Raw genomic sequence first — 20769 nt, 5'->3', positions numbered from 1 at the left:
CGGCGCGTCCTTCTCGCTCATCCTGCCCCCGCCGCGCCGGCGATGGGCAGGTAGGATTCCAGCAGGCTGCCGGCCAGCATGTACCAGCCATCGATCAGAACGAAGAAGATCACCTTAAAGGGCAGCGAGATCAGCACCGGCGGCAGCATCATCATGCCTGCCGCCATCAGGATCGAGGCGACGATCAGGTCGATGGCCACGAAGGGCAGGTAGATCAGGAAACCGATCGAGAAGGCGCGCCTGAGCTCAGAGATCATGAAGGCGGGCACCAGCTCGCGCCAGCCCGGCTCCTGCGGCCCGGCCTCCTCCTCCTCCTGCCCCGCCTCCCCCGAGGAGCGGGCGGCGATGTCCTGAAACAGCGCGATGTCGCGCGGGCGGGTATTGGCGGTCATGAACCGGCGAAAGGGCTCCGCGATGCGGGGAACCGCCTGCTCCTCGGTGATGGCATTGTCGAGAAGCGGCTGCAGCCCGTCCTCCCAGGCGTCCTCGAAGACCGGCTGCATGACGAAGAAGGTCAGGAACAGCGCCATCGCCGTCAGCACGATGTTCGGCGGCGTCTGGTTCAGGCCCATGGCGCTGCGCAGGATCGACAGCACGATGACGAAGCGGGTGAAGCTGGTCGTGACGATCAGCAGACCCGGCGCGAGGCTGAGCACGGTAATCAGCGCGATCAGCTGCAGCAGCCGCCCCGAGAGCGAGGCCGCCGCGTCGCTGCCCGCGGGCGCATCGCCCAGCGCGCCGCTCAGCGCGCCCAGAAGGTCGCCCCCCTGCTGCGCGGCGACCGGCCCGGCGATCACGAGCAGGCCCGCCGCCAGGAAAGGGAGGGATGCGCGCTGCCTCATCGGTCGCCGACGTAGTCCTTGACGATTTCGGTCAGGGTCACGCCCAGCCGCCCCTCGCCGACCTTCACGAGGTCGCCGCGCGCCACGAGGCGGTCGTTGATGATGACGTCCACCGGCTCGCCGATCTTCTTGTCGAGCTCGACCACCTTGCCGCGCGACAGCTTCAGCAGCTGGGCAATCGGCATCCGCGCCCGGCCCAGCACGATCTGCACGTCGAGCGCGACGTTCAGCATCGCGTCGATGTTGCGCCCCGGCGCGGTATCCTCGCCTGTCAGCCGCGCGGCGGCCATGGCCTCGATCACCGTCTGGTCCTGCGCCCCTTCGGGCGCGGCGGCATCGAGGTCGGGAAAGGTCTCCTCGCCGGCGGGGGCGGTGCGCGAGGGGTCTGTCGTCGGGGTGTTGCTAGCCACGCGGGGCCTCCTTCTCGGTGATCTGGCGCAGGGACGCGAGGATCTGCTCGCAGATCGCGTCGAAGCTGTAGTCGAAGACGCCATCGTCCCAGCGCGCCGAGATGGCGCCGGGGCGCAGCGCCGGATCGGCCTCGATCTCAAGCCGGGCCGTAAGGCCCTCGGCCTCGGCCACGGCCCGGATCGAGGGGGTCAGCGCCGCGAGGCTGCCCGGCGCCACCGCGATCCGAAGCTGCCCGCTGCCCAGCGCCAGCGTGATCGCGCGGCGGATGCGGGCGGCGGCGCGCGCTTCGGCGCGGTGCTCGATCAGCTCGGGGAAAACGCGGGTGCAGATGGTCTGGACATAGCCCAGAAGCTGCCGCTCCAGCGCGGCGCGATGGGCGCCGGCGGCCTCGGCGATGTCGGTCAGCTGCGGGCCGAGGGCCTGCAGCGCGGCACTGTCGGCGGCGGCGCGGGCGGCCTCGGCCTCGGCCCGGCCCTCGGCGCGGCCCTGCGCCAGCCCCTCGGCCCGCGCCTCGGCGCGCGCGGCCTCGATCGCCGCCTCCACCTCCTCGGGCAGGATACCGCCATGGGCGGCGCGCACGGCGGCGCGCTGCTCCTCGGCCAGCTCGGCGTCGAAATCCCGCTGGAACAGGGCGCCCATCTCAGCCCTCCTGCGACAGCCAGCCGCGCAGCACCCGCAGGCTCTGCTCCGGCTCGACCTGCACCAGCTCGCCCAGCGCGGCGAGGCGCGTGCGCCCGATCTCGCCGGTGACGGTCGCAAGGTTCACGTAATCGCCCTGCGCGCCGCGCAGCGGATCGTAAAGGCCGTCCTCCTGCCCGGCATCGGCCCCGGCATCGCGCCGCCCCGCGTCGAGGGGCGCCGGCAGGCCCTGCCCCGCCTCGTCCTGCGCCGGATCGGCGGTCAGCGCGGGGGCACCCTCCTGCTCGCCGATCTGGGCCATGCCCGGGTCGGGCAGCAGGCGGCGCAGCACCGGCCGCACCGCCAGCAGCAGCACGAGCGCGAGGATCGCCACGGCGAAGAGCCCGCGCAGCAGCGCCCCGAGGTTGGCCGAGAGCACCCCGGCGAGGCCCTGGCCGACCGGCTCTCCGACGTCCATGGAGTAATCCATGAAGCGCAGGCTATCGACCTGCACCAGATCGCCCCGCGCCTCGTCGAAGCCGATGGCCGAGCGCACGAGGGCCTCCAGCCGCTCCAGCTCGGCCGCGTCACGCTCCTGATAGGCGACGGCGCCGCCATCGCCGACGGCGTAGATGCCGTTGACCAGCACCGCGACCGAGACACGCTCGATCTCGCCGGGCTCGCGCACCGTCTCGGTCTGGGTAGAGCCGATCTCGTAGCGCACCTGCTCTTCGCTGTCGGTGCTGGTGCTGGTGCTGGCGGGCCGCGTCTCGTCCCCGGCCAGCGCATCGGGAAGGTTGCCGCCGACGTCGTTGGCCTCGCGCCGGAACTCCTGCCCCTCCTCGTTGCGCTCGCGCGTGTCGGTGGAGCGGACGACCTGCTGGTCGGGATCGTAGCTTTGCGACCGGATCACCTGCCGCTCGTTCGACAGGTCGACATTGACCTGCACGCGGGCATTGCCGGCGCCGACGCGGGCGGTGAGGATCTGCTGCACCTGCGCGGCCATGCGCTCTTCGATGCCGGCCCGGACGGTCTGCATGGTGATCTCGGCGGCGCTTTCGCCATCCTCGGACAGGATCGTCTCGCCGCTGGCGGACAGCACCGTCACCCGCGCCGGGGCGAGGCCGGCGACGGAGGAGGCGACGAGCGCGCGAATCGCCTGCGCCTGCGCGCGGCCGACCTGCCGCCCCGTCTGCGCCCGCAGGATGATCGAGGCCGAGGCCTCGGCCCGCTCGCGGCTGAAGGCCTCGCGCTCGGGCAGGACGAGGTGCACGCGCGCCGCCTCAATCCCGTCGATCGTCTGGATCGAGCGCGCCAGCTCGCCCTCGAGCGCGCGCAGCCGGGTGACCTGCTGCATGAAGCCGTTCATCCCAAGGCCCGAGGCGCCGTCGAAGAGCTCCCAGCCCGGGGTGCCCTCGTTCGGCAGGCCCTGCTCGGCGAGGGCCATGCGCGCCCGCGCGACATCCGGGGCCGGCACGCTGACGACCGATCCGCCGGCGCCGAGATCGACACGGAAGCCCGCCTGCTCGAGCGTCGCCACCACCTGCGAGGCGGCTGCGGGCGAGAGATCCGAATAGAGCGGCGTCCAGTCCGCGCGCATCACCGCGCCCAGCCCGAACAGCACCGCGAGGGTGACCCCCAGCCCGGTGGCCCCCAGGGCGGCCAGCTTCAGCCCGCCCAGCTTGCGAAGGTTGTCGATGATTGCCCGCACCCTTGGCCCCATGTCGGCGTGATGTGTCGGACAGGAAGCACGGCTATCCTTGTATTTCAAGTATAGTTAGAAAGTGTCCTTGATTTATTCTTATCGTGATGGAACATCTGCCTCAGTAGCCGCAGGGGATTCCGCGCGCATGAGCAAGAGCGCCACCAGCACCACCAAGACAGGGGCCAGCCCGGCACGGCGGCCCCTGCTGCGCCGCCTCGCGCTGCCGCTGCTGGCCTTGGCGCTGGCGCTGCTGGCGGGCACCGGCGGGCTGATGGCCGCGCTCGGCATCGGCGGGCTGACCAGCTTTGCCGGCGGCGGCGGGGCCGAGGCCGCGCCCGCGCCGCACGACGAGGCCCCGGCCGCGTCGCACGGCGGCGAGGGCGGCACGCAGGTGCTGGCGATGGAAGAGATGATCGTGAACATCGCCGCGCCGACGCTGGACGGCCAGTCCGCCTACCGCTTTCTCAAGCTGGACCTCGCGCTGGTCTTCGACGGCGACGCGCCCGAGGCCGGGCAGCTGCCCGGGCGGCAGCCCTACCTGCGCGACAGCTTCCTCGACTACCTGCGGCAGCTGACCGAGGCCGATCTGCAAGGCAGCGCCGGCCTGGCCCGGCTGCGGGCCGAGCTTCTGCGCCGCGCCCGCGCCGTTGTGGGGACCGAGACGGTGCAGGAGGTCCTGATCGCGGACCTGGTGATCCAGTGAGGGCGGCATGAATACCCAGACCACGGCCCCCGCCGGCGAGCCGGTCGAAGAGCTGATCATCCGCACCGCGGCGCAATCCTTCGAGCCGCTGCCGATGCTCGAGGTGGCGACGGACCGCTATACCCTCGCGCTGTCGAGCGCGCTGAAGAACTTCGTCGGGGTGCCGGTCGAAGTGACACTGCAGCAGGCCCGCTACATGACCTGCGGCGATGCGATGGCGACGCTTCCGGCGCCCGGCTTCATCGCCGTGACCGAGGCCGAGGGCTGGGACGGGCCGATGCTGACCGCGATCTCGCCGCAGCTTCTCTTCGCGATGCTCGAGTTCATGCTGGGCGGCAACCCGCCCGCCGGCAAGGCGCGGGAGTGGGTGCCGCGTCGCTTCACCGCGATCGAGCGGCGCTTCGGCATGCGGCTCTGCGCGGTGATCCTGGCGGAGCTGACCCGCGCCTTCAGCCAGATCGCGCCGGTCGAGTTCAGCATCGGCCAGGTCGAGAGCAACCCGCAGGCCGCCGCTTTGGCGCCCGGCGGCGGCCCCTCGGTCCTGCTGCGCATCGACGTGCGGATCGACGGGCACGGCGGACCGCTGCACTTCATGATCCCCTACGGCGCCATCGACACGATCCGGCCGCTGCTGGCGCAGCCCTTCCTGGGCGGCAGCCTCAGCGGCGAGAGCGGCTGGCGGCAGGAGATGGAGGGCCGGCTGGGCGAGACCTCGGTGCAGCTTCAGGCGCTGCTCTGCCGGGTGCGCCTGCCGATGGCCGAGGTGCTGAACTGGCGCGCCGGGCAGGTGCTGGACCTGGGTGTGCTGACCGACCACGAGGCGATGCTGACCTGCGGCGGGCGGCAGATGTTCACCGGCGCGATGGGGCGCAAGAGCAACGGGTCGGTGGCCTTGCGCCTGACCGGCGACATGGACGGCACTGAGACATCGAGAAAGGACGGAGCCGATGGCACAGCTGATTGACGGGGTGATCCTCATGCTGCTCGCGGGCACGCTGGGCTATACCGCGCTGGTGGACCGGCGCATGCGGCGGCTGCTGGCCGCGCTGTCGGCGCTAGAGCCGGTGATCGGCCGCTTCTCGGCTGATGTCGACCGGTCGCAGGTCTCGGCGGCGGCGCTGCGCGAGGCCGCAGGGCGGATGGCCCCGCGCGAGACGGAGGAGCCGCGGGCCGCGGCGACTGCCCCGCAGCGCACGGGCCGCCTCGGCGCCCGGCTGGCGCTGGGGCGCCGGCGCAGCCCCGTGCCTGAGCCCGCGGCCGCCGTGCCCGAGGCGGCGCAGACCCCGGCGGCGGACGGTGATATCGCGACGCCGACGGCACCCGCGGCCCCGCTGCCCGCAGGCGGGGGGGCGCAGGCGGCGCAGGAGATGATCCGGGGCGAGCCGAAATCCGACCTCGTGCGGCAGTTCTTCGAGAAGACCCGGAGCATCGAGGCGTGAGGCCCGCGCGCCTCCTTCTCTCGGGCCTCGCCCTCGCCGCCCTGTTCAAGGCCGGCGCCAGCCTCGGGCCGGGCGCCGTGCCGCAGGCTCTGGCCCTGCCCTTCGTGCGCGCCGCCGAGGCCGCCGGCTCTGCGGACGACCCCGAGACGGCGGCGGCGACGGCGCAGGCGACCGCGCCGGAGGCCTGTCCGCTGCCCGAGGCGGTGCTCGAGACCGTGACGCAGGAGCGCGGGCTGCTGGGCGAGCGCCAGCAGCAACTCGCCGCCGAAGCCGCCGAGCTGGAGCTGGCCCGCGAGCAGCTGGAGATCGAGGCGGCTCGTCTCGAGACGCTGCGCGGCGATCTCGAGGCGCAGCTGGACCGCATCGAGGCGGTGCACGAGGGCGACGTGGCCCGGCTGGTCAACCTCTACCGCGCGATGAAGCCCGACGAGGCGGCAGCGATCATGAACGAGCTGGACCTCGAGGTTTCGGTCATGGTGCTAGGCGACATGGTAGAACGCGACGCCGCCCCGATCCTCGCGCAGCTGAGCCCCGTGCGGGCGCAGGCGATCAGCCGCATCATCTTCGAGCGCGGCCGGATGCCGGGCGATCAGCGGCTGGAGAACATCCGCATCGAGTGACGGGCGCCGCGCGGGCGGAGGCTTCGGGACCGGGGGCCAGCCCCCGGACCCCCGGAGTATTTTCGGAAACATGAATTGGGGGGGGCTTCTGCCGCCGGGCCTCAATCGAGCCGCAGGTCCGAGCCCGGAGGCGGGCGGCGATCCCGGCGGGCCTTGAGATCCATGACGTAGCCGATGATCTCGGCCACGGCCTGCCAGTGCTCGGCCGGGACCACCTCGCCCTCCTCTACGGCGGCGTGCAGCGCGCGGGCGAGGGGGCGGTTCTCGATCACCGGGACCGCGTTCTCGCGCGCGAGGGCGCGGATCTGCGCGGCCATGCGGTCGGTGCCCTTGGCGACGCAGACCGGCGCGGCATCGCGCCCGACCTCGTAGCGCAGGGCGACGGCGTAATGCGTCGGGTTGGTCAGGATCACGCTGGCTGTCGGCACGGCCTGAGTGATGCGGCGGCGGGCGCGGGCGCGGCCGATGTCGCGGCGGCGCGCCTTGAGCATGGGATCGCCCTCGCTTTCCTTGTGCTCAACGCGGATCTCGCGCAGCGACATGCGCTGCTTCTTCATCCACTGGGCGCGCTTCCAGAGGACATCGGCCAGCGCCAGCGGCACCAGCAGGACCGTGGCGCCCAGCAGCATCGCGGCCAGCGCCCGGCCGATGTGACCGGGCAGCGCCTGCGGCACGAAAAGCGCGCCCTCGGCCATGCCCAGCACCACGCGGCGCGTGACCCAGGTGGCGACGGCGCCGATGATCGCGACCTTGGCGAGGCTTTTCAGAAACTCAACCAGCGTCTCGGCGCTGAAGAGCCGCTTGAGCCCCTGCGCGGGCGAGAGCTTGGACCACTTGGGCTTGATCCGCTCGGCGGCCACGACGACCTCGCCCTGCAGCGCGACGGCGGCGAGGGCAGCGAGGATCAGCGCGAGAAAGAGCGGCGCGCAGACCAGCGCCGCCTGCAGGACCAGCCCCGCAGAGATGCCGGCGACATCCTCGAGGCCGGCGCCGCCGGTGGCGACGGAAAGCTGCCCGGCATTGGCCAGAGGCCCCGAGAGCGCCGCGACGAGGCCCGGTGCCATCCGCGGCAGCACCAGCGCCGTGCAGAGCGCCAGCGCGAGTACGCAGGCGGCTGTCCCGACCTCGCGCGAGGAGGGGACGTCGCCCTTCTTTCGCGCGTCGCGCAGGCGCTTGTCTGTCGGCTCTTCGGTCTTGCTTTGCTGGTCTTCCTCCTGCTGGGCCATCTCAGAAGCTCAGCCGTCCGAGCCAGCCGGCGAAGACCTCGGCCCAGCCCGAGAGCATGGCGGGCGCGGCAAGGACGAGGACGAAGAGGCCCGAGACGATCAGCACCGGCGTTGCCACGAAGAAGACCGGCAGCTGCGGCATCATCCGCGCGGTCAGCCCCAGCCCCGCGTTGAGCACCAGCCCCATGACGTAGAAGGGCGCGGCGATCGACAGGCCGATCGAGAAGCTGGCGGAGGCGGCGCGCACGGTCTGCTGCGCCAGATCGCCGGGCATCAGCCGCCCGGTGGGAAAGACCTCGTAGGACAGCAGCAGCGCGCGCAGGATGAGGTGGTGCAGGTCCGTGGCGAAGATCATCGCCGTGGCCGCCAGCGTCAGCACGCCCGAGATCATCGTCGCGCCCTGGAACTGGCCCGTCTGCGGCGCCAGCGCGTTCGACAGCCCCGCGACATAGGCGACCTGCGCCCCGGCGAAATCGAGCGCCGAGAAGAGGATGCGCGCGGTCAGCCCGATCCAGAGGCCGACGGTCACCTCGATCGCGAGGAGCGGGACCAGCAGCATCGGCTGCGCGAGATCCACCGCCGGAACGCCACTGGCCGGCGTCAGCGCGACCGAGATCACCAGCGCCATCATCAGCCGCATCCGCATCGGGATCGCCGTGTCGCCGAAGCCGGGCATGAAGATCATCACGCTGCCCAGCCGCGCGAAGACGAGGATATAAGGCACGAGCTGCGCCACGAGGACGGCGGAGAGCTCCACCGCCCTAGCCGCCCACGGTGGCGACGGTGCGCAGGCTGGCCTTGCGATGCACCTCGGCATGGGACAGCACCTGCGTCGTCGGGCTGACCCGTTCCAGCATCTGGCGCACATGCGGGCGCGCCTCGGCGCCGACCAGCAGCGCGGGCCATTCGTCGCGCTGCGCGTAGGGCTGGATCTCCTTGCGGGCGGCCAGAACGAAATCCTGCACGCGCTGCGGCGACATCAGGAAATTGCGCCCCTCGCCCGAGACGCGGATCGCGTCGGTCATCTCCCGCTCCCAGGCCGGGGAGAGTGTGATGACGGGCAGGTAGCCGGAGGGGTCCTTGAGCGCCTGGCAGATCTGGCTCGACAGGCGCTTGCGCACGTGTTCGGTGATCTGCCCGACGTTCGTGGTGCCGCGCGCCGCCTCGGCCACGGCCTCGACGATCAGCGGCAGGTTGCGGATCGAGATCCGCTCGCTCAGCAGGGCCTGAAGGACGTGCTGGATCATGATCACCTGGTTCTGGCCGGGCAGGTCCGTGACCAGCTTCTGGTAGGTCTTGTCCAGCCCCTCGATCAGGCCCTTCACCGCGGCATAGGTCAGCAGTTCGGGGAGGCTGTCCTTGATGATCTCGGTCATATGGGTGGTGATGACGCTTTCGGGATCGACGACGGTATAGCCCAGGCGCTCGGCCTCGGGGGTCAGGGACTGCTCGATCCAGAGGCAGTCGAGGCCGAAGGTCGGATCCTTGCCATGCTCTCCGGGCAGCGCGACGGGCGTCTCGGCGGGGTTGATGACCATCATCCGGTCGGGCCGCAGCTCTCCGCGCGCGGCTTCGACGCCCTGCACGAGGATCGCGTAGCCGCGGGTCGGCAGACGCCCCTCGTCCTTGATCCGGACGGAAGGGAGGACGAAGCCGTATTCCCGCCCGAAGAGGGCGCGCAGGCTCTTGATCTTGCCGGGCAGCGCGGCCTGCGGGCTGGAGATCAGCGGCACCAGCCCGGCGCCCAGTTCCAGCCGCAGATCGTCGACCCGCATTGCCTCGGCGAGGCTCTCCTTTTCCTGCTCGGCCTCGCTGCGCTGAGGGGCGGGCGGGCCCTTGGCGGCCTCGGCGGCGCGGGCCAAGGCCTCGCGGCGCAGCACCTCGCCCAGCGCGACCATGCCGGCGGCCAGCAGGGTGAAGACGAGGATCGGAAAGCCGGGCAGCAGGCCGATGCCGAAAAGCAGCGCGGCGGCCATGAAGAGCGCCTTGGGAAAGCTCGAGAGCTGGCCTAGCACCGCCTCGTTCGCCGCGCCTTCGGTGCCGCCCTTGGTGACGATCAGGCCGGCGGCGAGCGAGACGATCAGCGCCGGGATCTGGCTGACGAGGCCGTCGCCGATGGTCAGCACGGTATAGGTCGAGGCCGCCTGCCCCAGCCCCAGCCCGTGCTGCATGGTGCCGATCAGGATGCCGCCGACGACGTTGATCCCGGTGATGATCAGGCCGGCGACCGCGTCGCCGCGCACAAATTTCGAGGCGCCGTCCATGGCGCCGAAAAAGCCGCTCTCGTCCTCGAGCTCTTTCCTGCGGGACCGCGCCTCGCCCTCGTCGATCAGGCCGGCGCCGAGGTCGGCGTCGATCGCCATCTGCTTGCCCGGCATCGCATCGAGGCTGAAGCGGGCCGAAACCTCGGCGATGCGGGTGGAGCCCTTGGAGATGACGATGAAGTTGATCACCACAAGGATCGCGAAGATCACCATGCCGATCACGAAATCGCCGCTGACCATGAACTGGGCAAAGCCTTCGATCACGCCGCCGGCGGCATGGGTGCCCGTATGCCCCTCGGACAGGATCAGCCGGGTCGAGCTGACGTTCAGCGACAGCCGCAGCATGGTCACGACCAGCAGCAGCGTCGGAAAGCTGTTGAACTCCAGCGGTTTCGGGATCCAGAGCGCGACCATCAGGATCAGCACCGAAAGCGAGAGCGAGACCGCGAGGCCGAGGTCCAGCAGAACGCTGGGCAGCGGCACGAAGAGCATCGCCAGCACCAGCACCACGCCGATGGCGAACCCGATGTCGCGGTGGCCCAGCCCGGCCGCGATCAGGCGCGAGGGGCGGCGGGCGCTCATGACGCCTCCTCGGCGGGGGCAGCGTCGAAGATCGGCAGGATCGGCTGCAGGTCGCGCGCCGAATAAAGGCTGCGCCGCCCGCCGGCGCTGAGGCTGGCGGACCAGAAGGGGCCGCCCGGCGCAAGGACCGGCTGCGGCGCCTCGGCCAGCCGCAGATCCTCGCCCCCCGGGGAGCCGGCCGCCAGCGCGCGGAAGCTGTCGATGCGGGCATTGGCCACCTCGACGTTGCGGGTCAGGCTGGCGAGGTAGATGTCGCGCTTTTCGGGGGTGAAGGAATGGTAGCTGCCCGCCGCCGTCGCCCAGTCCCCGGTCTGCTGGTGCAGCCCGACAAGGAAGCGGGCGGCATAATCGACGTTCACCGCCGGATCGAAGCCCTGGGCCGGGCTGACGAAGGCCTCGGGGTGCCAGCGCAGGTTGATCTGCATGCAGCCCACGTCGATGGAGGCGATGCCGGCGGCCTGCCGCTCCTGCACCCAGGCCAGCGCCTCGTCCCTACTGTCGAAGACGCGGCCGGTCCCGGCGGCATTGACCGACCAGGGCCAGATCGTCACGCCTTCGCCGACGCGGCGCCCGGCCTCCTGCAGGCCGATGCCGAGAAGGATGTTGTTGGGGATGCCGTGGCGCAGCTGCGCCTGCAGGATCTCGCGCACGCAAATCCCCGCGTCGCCGCTGGCGGGCGCGGCCTCCAGCGGGGCAGCCTGATGCGTCGCGGCGCTGGCGGGGGCGTAGAAGCCGCCCCAGGCCTCTGCCAGCGCCGGGCCGGGCAGCAGCGCGAGGATCAGCGCCAGCGCCCTCACAGCGTGCCGCTCGCGATGGCGTCGAAGACCGTGTCGCTGAGCCCGGAAAGGGTCGCATAGACGAAGGGCAGGCTGGCCAGCAGCACCACGAAGATGGCGACGATCTTCGGCACGAAGGTCAGCGTCATCTCCTGCACCTGCGTCAGCGCCTGCACCAGCGCGATGCCAAGGCCAACGACCAGCGCGACGAGCATCACCGGCGCCGAGGCCAGCAGCACGGCGATCAGCATGTCCTGCAGGACGGCGTATGTCGCGGCGCCGTCCAAGGATCAGATCGGCATCTGCATGATGTCGCGGTAGGCCTCGACCAGCTTGTCGCGGACCGAGACGGCGATCTTCAGCGTCTGCTCCATCGCCAGTGTCGCCTCGATCACCGCCTGGGTCTCGGCCTCTCCGACGAGGCCGCGCTGCATCACCTCTTCCGAGGCGCGCACGTTTTCCATGGTGGTCGAGGCCGCCTGCGACAGCGCCTCGGCAAAGCTCGGCGGCGCCTCTTCCACCACGAGCGGGCCACGCTCGGCGGCAAGGGACTGCGCGCTGCGATAGGCGCCGCGGACGGCGCCCGAGGACACCAGGGTCGAGAAGTCGGCCATCTTACCTCAGCAGATCAAGCATCTGGTCGCGCATGCGGCGCGCCGTTTCGAACATGTTCATGTTGGCCTCGTAGCCGCGCGAAGCCTCGCGCATGTTGGCCATCTCGAGGATCGGGTCGACGTTGGGCGTCTTGACGTAGCCCGCCTCGTCCGCCGCCGGATGCGAGGGGTCGTGCTCAAGCCCGAAGGGCGCGGGGTCCATACGCGGATCGCCGACGCGGACCAGCGCGGCGCCGGTCGACTGGTCGATCATCTCCTCGAAGCTGACCAGCTTGCGGACATAGGGGTCGGCGCCGGGCGTGGTGCCCCGGGTCTCGGCATTGGCGACGTTCTCGGCGGTGACGCGAAGCCGGTCGCCCTGCGCGCGCATGCCGCTGGCGGCGGTCGCCGCGACCGCGCCGAGCGAATCGATCCCGCCGCTCATGAGCCGCCGCCCGCCAGCGTCAGCATCTCGACGCCCTTGCGATACAGCTGCGACGCCAGCCGGTGCTCCCCGGCGGTCTGCGCCGCGCGGATCGTCTGCTGCTCCAGCACGACGGAATTGCCGTCGGGGCTGATGCTCCAGGCCGTGTCGTCGCGGCGCGCGCGCGCCGGCTCGTCCCGCGCCTCTCCCAGCACCTGCGAGAAGGGCGCGATGTCCTGCGCCTCGAAGCCGGGGGTGTCGGAATTGGCGATGTTCTGGGCCGTCACGCGCTGCCGGTCTGCCAGCCATTGCATGCGCTGCGACGCCACCTGGAAGAAAGATATGTCTGAGTGACTCATCATCGTTTCCCTTGCATCTATCCTTGTAATACCATGTATAAATCAAGCTGACTACGGGATAGCGCAGATGCATACGCTGTTTTCAGAGCTGTCGTCGATAAGTCGCACCAGCCCTGATGCAAGGATAGAGGGGCGCGTTGCCTCGGTCCTCGGGCTGACGCTGACGGTCACGGGGTTGGAACGCGCGCTGGGGATCGGCGCGCGCTGCGTGGTCCATGGCGCGCGCGGCCCGGTGCTGGGCGAGGCTGTCGGCATGTCGGACAAGGGCACGCAGGTGCTGCCCTTCGGCCAATGGGACGGCGTGGTGATCGGCGACCGCGTCGCGCTTTCACCCGAGGGGGGCAGCCTGCGCCCCGACGACAGCTGGATCGGCCGCGTGCTCGGCCCGCTGGGCGCGCCGCTGGACGGGCTGGGCCCGCTGCACGAGGGTCCGCAGGCGCGCGCGGTCAAGGCGGCACCGCCCCGCGCCTTCGACCGGCGCCGGGTCGGCCCGAAGCTGGAGACGGGGATTCGCGCTGTCGATATCTTCACCCCCCTCTGCCGCGGGCAGCGCATGGGCGTCTTCGCCGGCAGCGGGGTCGGCAAATCGACCCTGATGGCGATGCTGGCGCGCGGCGCAGAGGCGGATGTCATCGTTATCGGCCTCGTGGGCGAACGCGGGCGCGAGGTGCAGGATTTCATCCAAGGCGACCTCGGGCCCGAGGGGATGGCCCGCGCCGTCCTGATCGTGTCGACCGGGGACGAGCCGCCGCTGATGCGCCGGCAGGCCGCATGGACCGCCACGGCGGTGGCCGAGCATTTCCGCGATCAGGGCAAGCAGGTGCTCCTGCTGATCGATTCGGTCACCCGCTTTGCCATGGCGCAGCGCGAGATCGGCCTCGCGGGGGGAGAGCCGCCGACCCAGCGCGGCTACCCGCCCACCACCTTCGCCGAGCTGCCGCAGCTTCTGGAACGCTCGGGCCCCGGCAGCGCGGCGCAGGGCGACATCACCGCGCTTTATACCGTGCTGGTGGACGGCGACGACATGAACGAGCCGATCGCGGACACGGTGCGCGGCATCATGGACGGCCATGTCGTGCTGGACCGCCGCATCGCCGAGCGCGGGCGCTACCCGGCGATCGACCTGCAGAAATCCATCAGCCGGATGCTGCCCGACTGTCACAGCCCGGCGGAATACGCCGTGCTGCGCGCCGCGCGCGGGGCGCTGGCGCGTCATGCCGACATGGAAGAGCTGATCCGCATCGGCGCCTACAAGCCCGGCACCGACGCGGAGGTCGATGCCGCGATCAGCCTGTCCGGCCCGGCGGAGGAGATGCTGACCCAGCGCAAGGGCGAGGCGACGAGCGCCGATCAGGCGTTCGGCGCGCTCTATGCCGCGCTCGGCGAGGCCGGGGTCGCGGTGCAGATGCCGCAGGACTAGGCCGCGGTCAGGAAATCCTGCACGAAGGGGGTCGCGGGGGCTGCGCGCAGCTCCTCCGGCGTGCCGATCTGCTCGATCCGTCCGCCATTCATCACCGCGATGCGGTCCGCCACCTCGAAGGCCTCGGCCTGGTCGTGCGTCACGAGGATCGCGGCGACACCGACACGCCGCTGCAGATCGCGCACCGAGCCGCGCAAGCTATGCCGCACCTTGGCGTCCAGCGCCGAGAAGGGCTCGTCCAGCAGCAGAAGGGCCGGGTCGATGGCCAGCGCGCGGGCCATGGCGACGCGCTGCTGCTGCCCGCCCGAAAGCTGCGCAGGATAGCGGTCGCCGAGGTCAGGCATCTCGATCATCGCCAGAAGCTCGCGCACCTTGGCCGCGCGCCCCGCCTTGTCCAGCCGGTCGCCGCGCGGCAGCACCTGAAGGCCGAAGCCGATGTTCTGCGCGACGGTCATGTGCCGGAACAGGGCGTAGCTCTGGAACACCATGCCGAAGCGGCGGGCGCCTGCGGGCAGCGCGGTAATGTCGCGCCCGTCCAGCAGCAGCTGCCCCGCGTCGGGCTGCACGAGGCCAGAGATCACGTTCAGCAGCGTCGTCTTGCCGCTGCCCGAGGGGCCGAGCAGGGCGACGAACTCGCCGTCCCGGATGGTGATCGAGGCATCCTGCAGCACCGCCGCGCCGTCGTAACGCTTGGAAATGGACTGGACCGTCAGTGTCATGGCCGTGCTCCATGCGCGGGGTGGATCGCCGTGATCGCGCCGCGCAGCACCAGCGTCAGCAGGGCAAGCGCGGTCAGCAGCGTCGCGGCGGCGAAGGCGCCGGTGGTGTTGTAGTCGTTGTAGAGAAGCTCGATCTGCAGGGGCAGCGTCATCGTCTGGCCGCGGATCGCGCCCGAGACGACAGAGACGGCGCCGAATTCCCCGATCGCGCGGGCAGTGGCGAGGATCGCGCCATAGACCAGCGCCCAGGTGACATTGGGCAGCGTCACGTGCCGGAAGATCTGCCAGCCATTCGCGCCAAGGGTCAGGGCGGCCTTCTCCTCGTCCTCGCCGGTCACCTGAAGCACCGGCAGCACCTCGCGCACCACGAAGGGGCAGGTCACGAAGAGAGAGACCATGACAATGCCGGTCAGGTTGAACATCAGCTGCAGGCCGTAGGGCTGCAGCGCGCCGCCGACGGGGCCGTAGGCGCCGTAGACCAGCAGGAAGCACAGCCCCGCCACGATGGGCGAGACGGCGAAGGGAATCTCGATCAGGATCAGCAGCGCCCGCCGTCCCGGAAAGCGGAAGCGGGCGATGGCCCAGGCCGCGCAGAGGCCGAAAAGGATGTTCAGCGGCAGCACGATCAGCGCCGTCAGCACCGTCAGCCAGACCGCCTGCAGCGTCTCGGGGTCCGAAACGGCGGCCCACCAGGCGCCGACCCCTTCGGCAAAGGCGCGCGACAGGATCGCCGCCACCGGCAGCACGATGACCACGGCGGCAAAGAGCACCGCCAGCGCGATAAGGGTGCGGCGCAGCATCAGGCCCCCCTCTCGTAACGGCGGTAAAGCCGCGTCTGGGCGAGGTTGATCGCCACCAGCAGCACCAGCGACAGGCCCAGCATGGTCCCGGCGATGGCGGCGGCGGCGGGATAGTCGAACTCGTCCAGCCGGATCATGATGAGAAGCGAGGCGATCTCGGTCTCGTAGGGGATGTTCCCGGCGATGAAGATCACCGCGCCGAATTCGCCGAGAGAGCGCACGAAGCTGAGGCCCGTGCCGGTCAGGATGCCCGGCATCAGCTGCGGCAGGGTGATGGTCCGGAAAATCTGCCCCCGGCTGGCGCCCAGCGTCAGGGCGGCGGCTTCCTCGGCGGGGTCCAGCTCCTCGATCAGGGGCTGGATCGCGCGCACGGCGAAGGGGACGGAGGTGAAGACCATGGCGATGACGATGCCGGACCAGCTGTAGGCCACCTGCAGGCCCAGCGGCGCCAAGAGGCTGCCGACCCAGCCGTTCTGGCCGTAAAGCGCGACCAGCGCGATGCCGGCGACGGCCGTGGGCAGGGCGAAGGGCAGATCGACCAGTGCATCCAGCGCCGCGCGCCCCGGAAAGCGGTAGCGCACCAGAACCCAGGCCAGCAGCAATCCGAAGACGCCGTTCACCAGCGTCGCCGCCGCCGCCGCCGTCAGCGTCACCCGCAGCGAGGCCAGCGTGCGCGCGTCGCTCATCACCCAGAGGTAATCGGACCAGCCCAGCTGCGCTAATTGCCAGCCAAGGCCCAGCAGCGGCAGGAGCACGATCAGCGACACGAAGACGAGACTCACGCCCAGCGTCAGGCCCAGCCCCGGCAAGGGGCTGCGGCGGCGCCGGGGCAGGCGCCAGGGGGAAACAGGTGTCGCCGTCATGCTCATGCACTCGCCCCCGCCACGGATGGCGGGGGCGCGTCAACCCTCAATCGTTCAGCGCAGCATCCGGTCGAGCTCTCCGCCCGAGGCGAAATGCGTCTCGTTCGCCTCTTCCCAGGAGCCGAAGACCTCCTCGACCGTCACCAGGTCCACCTCGGGAAAGCGGTCGGCATTGGCTTCGACGACGGCCTCGTCGTGGACGCGGTTGTTGAAGCCGGCGATGATCTCCTGCCCCTCGGTCGAATATAGGTAATCGAGGTAGCTGCGCGCGATCTCGGTGCTGCCGCGCTGGTCGGCGACACGCTCGACCACGGCGACGGGGAACTCGGCCAGCAGAGATTGCGACGGCACGACGGCCTCGTAGCCCGGGGTCTCCTCGACGATGTTCAGCACCTCGGCCTCGAAGGTGATCAGCACGTCGCCGATCCCCCGCTCGGTGAAGGTGGTGGTGGCGCCGCGGCCGCCGGTATCGAAGACCTCGACGTGATCGAGAAGCTCGTCGACGAAGGCGCGCGCCGCCTCTTCGTCACCGTCGTTCTCTTCGAGCGCATAGGCCCAGGCGGCGAGGTAGGTGTAGCGCGCATTGCCCGAGGTCTTGGGGTTCGGGAAGATGACCGAGACGTCCTCTTCCACCAGATCGCCCCAGTCCTGGATGTCCTTGGGGTTCCCCTCGCGCACCATGAAGGCGGGCAGCGAATAGTAGGGCGAGGCGTTGTTCGGGAACTGCTCCTGCCAGTCCTCGGCGACGAAGCCCTGATCGGCGAGGATCTGGATGTCGAGGACCTGGTTGAAGGTCACGAGATCGGCCTGAAGGCCCTGCAGGATGGCCCGCGCCTGCTTCGACGAGCCGGCGTGGCTTTGATCGACAGTCAGCTCCTGCCCGGTCTCGCCCTCGTATTGCGCGATGAAGGCGGGGTTGATCGCGGCATAAAGCTCGCGCGCGATGTCGTAGGAGACGTTGAGGATCTCGTCCGGCGCGTCCTGCGCGGCGGCGGGCGTCGTCAGGGCGCCAAGGCCAAGCGCGGCGGCGGTCAGGGTGCTGCGGATCATGCGGATAGGCTCCGTGAGTTCGGGGTCTGTTACCGCTGATCTGCGGGTTCTGCGGGGCAGCGGCAAGGCGGCGGGGGTGCGAAAGGGATGGGTTGCTCGAGCGATGGCGCGGGCTGGAACGGGCGTTCGCCCAAGCGAGGGCTGCGCGGGAAATCCTTCTGCCGGCCGAAGGTGCGGGTCTGCGGCTGCCGCCCTCCGGACCGTCAGCGCCCCTGGCCCGGCGCAGCCTGTCCTCTGCGGGCATCAGACCCTCAGTCCGGCCTCCGCCGCACTCTTGGCGCGGGCCGGGAACAGGGCGCGGTTCTTGTCGCCACTCGCCTTCGCGTGGTCGATCATGGCCTGCGCGCTATCGAGGTCGCCCAGCTTTATCATGCACTGGATCAGGTGGTTGTAGATCCGCTTCGACGGCCTGAGGCCAAGGCTCATCAGAAGCTCTGCCTTCGCGGCGGCGGGGTCCGACTTCATCAGGTGGCCCCCCTTCTCGCCGTGAAAGATCGCCGTGCCCTCTGCGGGTGGGTCGAAGTCGATCACCCTGTCCTCGCGGATGAGGGTCTCGATCACGGGCCGCAGAAGCCGTGCCTGTGACAGCGCGACGAGAACCTTGTGCCCCGCGAAGGGCAGGCGGATTTCCCGCAGGTCCGGATAGACCGGCCTGACCATGGTCTCCACCAGGTAAAGGTCCGCCGAGACGTGGGGGTCGTAAAGGACGGTGGGGGTGCGGCCGCTTGCCGGACACTCGCCCAGCGCGCGGTGGGTCACCGCGACATCGCGGTAGGCCGGTAGCTGCAGGGGCTTCCACGCCGGAAGCATCGGCGCCGCCGCGAGGCAGCGGGCCTCGATGCAGCCGCCGTAATAGAGGGCGGCATAGCCACCCAGGCTTGATCCGTAGGTGATGACATCCGCATAGCCCCGGCTGACCGGATGCACCGCGGCGTGAAACGCCTCGAGCGGCAGGCCCTGGTATTGGGTTCCGAACCGCTGGGCCACGTGAATCGTGTCATAGCCCAGCGACAGGGCGAAGCTCGTCCCGAAGCCGCTCTGGGCCAGGTCCGACGGCTGGCCGCCGAAGGTCACGACCAGCTTGTCGCTGGGCTGCGCGCCGCTTTCGTGCAGGGTGATCTCGTAGTCACCGTGTCTGGCAAGGGTCCTCAAGCGTCGCACCCTCCCCAGTGGCGCCCCCATCGTACGGCCAGGCAACCGGGTGACGCGAACCCCGCGGCCGACCTTCCGGAGGCCGACCATAGGCCGTGATGGTTAGCAAAAAGCTGACATGGCGGCGGGCGCCTCAGCCGCCCGGCCAGACCTCCGGCACCGCCTCCAGATCCTCTAGCCACGGCCCGGCCACGCTGTCGGAGGGCGCGCGCCAGTCGCCGCGGGGCGACAGCGCGCCGCCGGGCGAGACCTTGGGCCCGTTCGGCAGGGCCGAACGCTTGAACTGGCTGGTCACGAAGAAACGGGTCAGGAACCGCTCCAGCCAGTGCCGGATGGTGGCCAGATCGTAGGCCTCGCGCTTGGCCTCGGGGATCCCCTCGGGCCAGACGCCCGCCTTGGCGTCGTGCCAGGCATGCCAGGCGAGGAAGGCGACCTTCGAGGGCGGCAGGCCGTAGCGCATGATGTGGAACAGGAAGAAGTCGTTCAGCGCGTAGGGGCCGATCTTCTCTTCCGTGCTCTGGATGCCACCCTGCGCGTCGGCGGGCACAAGCTCGGGGCTGATCTCGGTGTCGAGGATCGCCTCGAGCACGCGGTCGGCCTCGGCGTCGAACTGGCCGGAGGTGACGCACCAGCGGATCAGGTACTGGATCAGGGTCTTTGGCACGCCGGCATTGACGGCATAATGGCTCATCTGGTCGCCGACGCCGTAGGTGCACCAGCCCAGCGCCAGCTCGGACAGATCGCCGGTGCCGACGACGAAGCCCTGACGCTGGTTCGCCAGCCGGAACAGGTAGTCGGTGCGCAGCCCCGCCTGCACGTTCTCGAAGGTCACGTCATAGACCGGCTCGCCGTCCGCGAAGGGGTGGTCCATGTCGGCCAGCATCTGCCGCGCGGCTGGGCGGATGTCGATTTCCGCCGCCGTCACGCCCATCGCCCGCATCAGGGCCCAGGCATTGCCCTTGGTCTCGTCCGAGGTGGCGAAGCCCGGCATGGTGAAGGCGAGGATGCGCTCGCGCGGCAGGCCCAGCCTGTCGCAGGTTCGGGCCGCGACGATCAGCGCATGGGTGGAATCGAGCCCGCCCGAGATGCCGATGACAAGGTGCTTCGCCCCCGTCGCCTCGATCCGGCGGCGCAGCGCCTCGACCTGGATGTTGAAGGCCTCGTAGCAGTCGCGGTCGCGGTGGCTGGCGCGGTTCGGCACATAGGGAAAGCGGCGCAGGGGCCGGATCAGCCCGGCGTCCTGCCGGTGCGGGCGATACTCGAAGCGGATGCGGCGGAAGCTGCCCGTCTGCCCCCGCGAGGCATCGTTGAAGCTGCCGGTGCGCATCCGCTCGGAGAGGATGCGCCCGGTGTCCACGTCGGCCAGCACCAGCTGCGGCGTGGCGGCGAAGCGTTCGGACTCGGCCAGCAGATCGCCCAGCTCGTAGATCATCCCCTGCCCGTCCCAGGAGAAATCCGTCGTGCTCTCGCCCGGTCCGGCGGCGGCATAGGCATAGGCGGCCACGGCGCGCATCGACTGGCTCTGGCACAGCACGTGCCGGTCCGAGGATTTGCCGATCACGATCTGCGAGGCCGAGAGGTTGGTCAGGATCACCGCCCCCGCCATCGCAGCCGCAGAGGATGGCGGCGCAGGCGTCCAGACGTCCTCGCAGATCTCGGCATGCAGGATCAGGCCGGGCAGGTCGCTGGCCTCGAAGATCAGGTCGGTGCCGAAGGGCGCGGTCAGCCCGCCGACCGCGATCTCATGCCCGGTGACGCCGAGGCCATGCGCGAACCAGCGTTTCTCGTAGAACTCGCGGTAGTTCGGCAGGAAGGTCTTGGGGATCACCCCCAGCAGCCGCCCGCGCGAGATCGCCAGCGCGCAGTTGTACAGCCGCCCCTCGTGCCGCAGCGGCGCGCCGACAACCAGCACCGGCGCAAGGTCGGCGCTTGCCTCGACCACGCGCGCCACCGCCCGCTCGACCGCGTCCAGAAGCGCGCCCTGCATGTGCAGATCGTCGATCGCGTAGGAGGACAGGCACAGCTCGGGGCAGACCAGCACGTCCGCCCGCGCCGCATCCGCCGCCCGCGCCTGCTCCAGCACCGCCTCGGTGTTGAAGGACACGTCGGCGGGCCGCACCGCGGGACTGCAGGTGGCGACACGGACGAAGCCGTGGCGATGCAGCGCGGCGAAGTCGGCGGGATCGGGGGCATGTGTCATGGG

General features: G+C 70.5%; 23 protein-coding genes. 5 read left to right on the top strand and 18 right to left on the bottom strand.

From position 1 onward, the window contains the following. Positions 1-17: 17 nt before the first annotated feature. The 4 genes from fliP to fliF are packed head-to-tail and all read right to left on the bottom strand — an operon-like array spanning position 18 to position 3582. Entirely contained in the window at positions 18-842 is an 825-nt protein-coding gene (gene fliP, locus DFP88_RS06230; protein ID WP_110813599.1) for a flagellar type III secretion system pore protein FliP, read from the bottom strand. Further along, positions 839-1252, bottom strand: a complete 414-nt coding sequence (gene fliN / locus DFP88_RS06225; protein WP_425450814.1) for a flagellar motor switch protein FliN — start codon at positions 1250-1252, stop codon at positions 839-841. Before fliN ends, fliP begins: the two co-directional genes overlap by 4 nt. Next, positions 1245-1892: a FliH/SctL family protein gene (locus tag DFP88_RS06220; RefSeq protein WP_110813598.1), complete on the bottom strand. Its 648-nt coding sequence runs from the start codon at positions 1890-1892 to the stop codon at positions 1245-1247. The genes fliN and DFP88_RS06220 overlap by 8 nt, the downstream gene beginning before the upstream one ends. A gap of 1 nt (position 1893) precedes the next feature. Then, on the bottom strand, positions 1894-3582 hold the full coding sequence (gene fliF / locus DFP88_RS06215; RefSeq protein ID WP_110814160.1) for a flagellar basal-body MS-ring/collar protein FliF: 1689 nt from the start codon (positions 3580-3582) through the stop codon (positions 1894-1896). 139 nt (positions 3583-3721) lie between these two features. Here fliF and DFP88_RS06210 point away from each other — a divergent pair, with 139 nt between their 5' ends. The 4 genes from DFP88_RS06210 to DFP88_RS06195 are packed head-to-tail and all read left to right on the top strand — an operon-like array spanning position 3722 to position 6338. Next, entirely contained in the window at positions 3722-4279 is a 558-nt protein-coding gene (locus DFP88_RS06210) for a flagellar basal body-associated FliL family protein (protein WP_110813597.1), read from the top strand. A 7-nt stretch (positions 4280-4286) separates the two neighbouring features. Beyond that, a complete protein-coding gene (locus tag DFP88_RS06205) occupies positions 4287-5243 on the top strand; it encodes a flagellar motor switch protein FliM (RefSeq protein ID WP_110813596.1) in 957 nt (318 codons plus the stop codon). Further along, the gene (locus DFP88_RS06200; RefSeq protein ID WP_110813595.1) at positions 5227-5718 is read left to right on the top strand and encodes a hypothetical protein; all 492 of its coding nucleotides are present in this window, start codon (positions 5227-5229) and stop codon (positions 5716-5718) included. Before DFP88_RS06205 ends, DFP88_RS06200 begins: the two co-directional genes overlap by 17 nt. Continuing rightward, positions 5715-6338 (top strand): MotE family protein, encoded by a 624-nt coding sequence (locus DFP88_RS06195; protein ID WP_110813594.1) that lies wholly within the window; start codon positions 5715-5717, stop codon positions 6336-6338. Before DFP88_RS06200 ends, DFP88_RS06195 begins: the two co-directional genes overlap by 4 nt. Before the next feature lie 101 nt (positions 6339-6439). On the opposite strand, the gene DFP88_RS06190 is transcribed toward DFP88_RS06195, so the two are convergent. The 8 genes from DFP88_RS06190 to DFP88_RS06155 are packed head-to-tail and all read right to left on the bottom strand — an operon-like array spanning position 6440 to position 12517. Beyond that, the gene (locus DFP88_RS06190; protein ID WP_110813593.1) at positions 6440-7564 is read right to left on the bottom strand and encodes an EscU/YscU/HrcU family type III secretion system export apparatus switch protein; all 1125 of its coding nucleotides are present in this window, start codon (positions 7562-7564) and stop codon (positions 6440-6442) included. 1 nt (position 7565) lies between these two features. Then, positions 7566-8321 carry a flagellar biosynthetic protein FliR gene (locus DFP88_RS06185; RefSeq protein WP_181418574.1) on the bottom strand — a complete coding sequence of 252 codons (756 nt, stop codon included), beginning with the start codon at positions 8319-8321 and terminating at the stop codon, positions 7566-7568. Positions 8322-8325: 4 nt separating this feature from the next. Beyond that, positions 8326-10410, bottom strand: a complete 2085-nt coding sequence (gene flhA, locus DFP88_RS06180) for a flagellar biosynthesis protein FlhA (RefSeq protein WP_110813591.1) — start codon at positions 10408-10410, stop codon at positions 8326-8328. Then, the gene (locus DFP88_RS06175) at positions 10407-11207 is read right to left on the bottom strand and encodes a lysozyme family protein (protein WP_110813590.1); all 801 of its coding nucleotides are present in this window, start codon (positions 11205-11207) and stop codon (positions 10407-10409) included. Before DFP88_RS06175 ends, flhA begins: the two co-directional genes overlap by 4 nt. Continuing rightward, on the bottom strand, positions 11204-11437 hold the full coding sequence (locus tag DFP88_RS06170; RefSeq protein WP_110814159.1) for a flagellar biosynthetic protein FliQ: 234 nt from the start codon (positions 11435-11437) through the stop codon (positions 11204-11206). Before DFP88_RS06170 ends, DFP88_RS06175 begins: the two co-directional genes overlap by 4 nt. Positions 11438-11476: 39 nt before the next feature. After that, a complete protein-coding gene (fliE, locus tag DFP88_RS06165; protein ID WP_110813589.1) occupies positions 11477-11800 on the bottom strand; it encodes a flagellar hook-basal body complex protein FliE in 324 nt (107 codons plus the stop codon). Position 11801: 1 nt separating this feature from the next. Continuing rightward, on the bottom strand, positions 11802-12224 hold the full coding sequence (gene flgC, locus DFP88_RS06160; RefSeq protein WP_110813588.1) for a flagellar basal body rod protein FlgC: 423 nt from the start codon (positions 12222-12224) through the stop codon (positions 11802-11804). Further along, complete coding sequence (locus DFP88_RS06155) at positions 12221-12517, bottom strand: flagellar basal body rod protein FlgB (protein WP_245904716.1); 297 nt, start codon at positions 12515-12517, stop codon at positions 12221-12223. Before DFP88_RS06155 ends, flgC begins: the two co-directional genes overlap by 4 nt. Positions 12518-12629: 112 nt before the next feature. Here DFP88_RS06155 and DFP88_RS06150 point away from each other — a divergent pair, with 112 nt between their 5' ends. Further along, the gene (locus DFP88_RS06150; RefSeq protein ID WP_110813587.1) at positions 12630-13982 is read left to right on the top strand and encodes a FliI/YscN family ATPase; all 1353 of its coding nucleotides are present in this window, start codon (positions 12630-12632) and stop codon (positions 13980-13982) included. Here the strand turns inward: DFP88_RS06150 and DFP88_RS06145 are convergent. The 6 genes from DFP88_RS06145 to DFP88_RS06120 form a co-directional block, all read right to left on the bottom strand. Continuing rightward, positions 13979-14701, bottom strand: coding sequence for an ABC transporter ATP-binding protein (locus tag DFP88_RS06145; protein WP_110813586.1), 723 nt, complete (start codon positions 14699-14701; stop codon positions 13979-13981). The genes DFP88_RS06150 and DFP88_RS06145 overlap by 4 nt on opposite strands. After that, positions 14698-15501: a sulfate ABC transporter permease subunit CysW gene (gene cysW / locus DFP88_RS06140; protein WP_110813585.1), complete on the bottom strand. Its 804-nt coding sequence runs from the start codon at positions 15499-15501 to the stop codon at positions 14698-14700. Before cysW ends, DFP88_RS06145 begins: the two co-directional genes overlap by 4 nt. Continuing rightward, on the bottom strand, positions 15501-16370 hold the full coding sequence (gene cysT / locus DFP88_RS06135; protein WP_245904715.1) for a sulfate ABC transporter permease subunit CysT: 870 nt from the start codon (positions 16368-16370) through the stop codon (positions 15501-15503). The genes cysW and cysT overlap by 1 nt, the downstream gene beginning before the upstream one ends. A 48-nt stretch (positions 16371-16418) precedes the next feature. Next, positions 16419-17414: a thiosulfate ABC transporter substrate-binding protein CysP gene (cysP, locus tag DFP88_RS06130; RefSeq protein ID WP_110813583.1), complete on the bottom strand. Its 996-nt coding sequence runs from the start codon at positions 17412-17414 to the stop codon at positions 16419-16421. Between the two features lie 243 nt (positions 17415-17657). Further along, complete coding sequence (locus DFP88_RS06125) at positions 17658-18566, bottom strand: hypothetical protein (RefSeq protein ID WP_110813582.1); 909 nt, start codon at positions 18564-18566, stop codon at positions 17658-17660. Positions 18567-18699: 133 nt separating this feature from the next. Next, positions 18700-20766 carry an NAD(+) synthase gene (locus DFP88_RS06120; protein WP_110813581.1) on the bottom strand — a complete coding sequence of 689 codons (2067 nt, stop codon included), beginning with the start codon at positions 20764-20766 and terminating at the stop codon, positions 18700-18702. Positions 20767-20769 lie beyond the last annotated feature (3 nt).

Origin of the sequence: Pseudoroseicyclus aestuarii, assembly GCF_003217255.1 — a bacterium.
GTDB lineage: Bacteria > Pseudomonadota > Alphaproteobacteria > Rhodobacterales > Rhodobacteraceae > Pseudoroseicyclus > Pseudoroseicyclus aestuarii.
This window is presented reverse-complemented; position numbering and strand designations above follow the sequence as displayed.

What these genes read in the sequence shown, in the direction of transcription:
- fliP (WP_110813599.1), bottom strand. Translation starts at nt 842, where the DNA reads ATGAGGCAGCGCGCATCCCTCCCTTTCCTGGCGGCGGGCCTGCTCGTG.
- DFP88_RS06220 (WP_110813598.1), bottom strand. Translation starts at nt 1,892, where the DNA reads ATGGGCGCCCTGTTCCAGCGGGATTTCGACGCCGAGCTGGCCGAGGAG.
- DFP88_RS06210 (WP_110813597.1), top strand. Translation starts at nt 3,722, where the DNA reads ATGAGCAAGAGCGCCACCAGCACCACCAAGACAGGGGCCAGCCCGGCA.
- DFP88_RS06205 (WP_110813596.1), top strand. Translation starts at nt 4,287, where the DNA reads ATGAATACCCAGACCACGGCCCCCGCCGGCGAGCCGGTCGAAGAGCTG.
- DFP88_RS06200 (WP_110813595.1), top strand. Translation starts at nt 5,227, where the DNA reads ATGGCACAGCTGATTGACGGGGTGATCCTCATGCTGCTCGCGGGCACG.
- DFP88_RS06190 (WP_110813593.1), bottom strand. Translation starts at nt 7,564, where the DNA reads ATGGCCCAGCAGGAGGAAGACCAGCAAAGCAAGACCGAAGAGCCGACA.
- flhA (WP_110813591.1), bottom strand. Translation starts at nt 10,410, where the DNA reads ATGAGCGCCCGCCGCCCCTCGCGCCTGATCGCGGCCGGGCTGGGCCAC.
- DFP88_RS06170 (WP_110814159.1), bottom strand. Translation starts at nt 11,437, where the DNA reads ATGCTGATCGCCGTGCTGCTGGCCTCGGCGCCGGTGATGCTCGTCGCG.
- fliE (WP_110813589.1), bottom strand. Translation starts at nt 11,800, where the DNA reads ATGGCCGACTTCTCGACCCTGGTGTCCTCGGGCGCCGTCCGCGGCGCC.
- flgC (WP_110813588.1), bottom strand. Translation starts at nt 12,224, where the DNA reads ATGAGCGGCGGGATCGATTCGCTCGGCGCGGTCGCGGCGACCGCCGCC.
- DFP88_RS06155 (WP_245904716.1), bottom strand. Translation starts at nt 12,517, where the DNA reads ATGCAATGGCTGGCAGACCGGCAGCGCGTGACGGCCCAGAACATCGCC.
- DFP88_RS06150 (WP_110813587.1), top strand. Translation starts at nt 12,630, where the DNA reads ATGCATACGCTGTTTTCAGAGCTGTCGTCGATAAGTCGCACCAGCCCT.
- DFP88_RS06145 (WP_110813586.1), bottom strand. Translation starts at nt 14,701, where the DNA reads ATGACACTGACGGTCCAGTCCATTTCCAAGCGTTACGACGGCGCGGCG.
- cysW (WP_110813585.1), bottom strand. Translation starts at nt 15,501, where the DNA reads ATGCTGCGCCGCACCCTTATCGCGCTGGCGGTGCTCTTTGCCGCCGTG.
- cysT (WP_245904715.1), bottom strand. Translation starts at nt 16,370, where the DNA reads ATGAGCATGACGGCGACACCTGTTTCCCCCTGGCGCCTGCCCCGGCGC.
- cysP (WP_110813583.1), bottom strand. Translation starts at nt 17,414, where the DNA reads ATGATCCGCAGCACCCTGACCGCCGCCGCGCTTGGCCTTGGCGCCCTG.
- DFP88_RS06120 (WP_110813581.1), bottom strand. Translation starts at nt 20,766, where the DNA reads ATGACACATGCCCCCGATCCCGCCGACTTCGCCGCGCTGCATCGCCAC.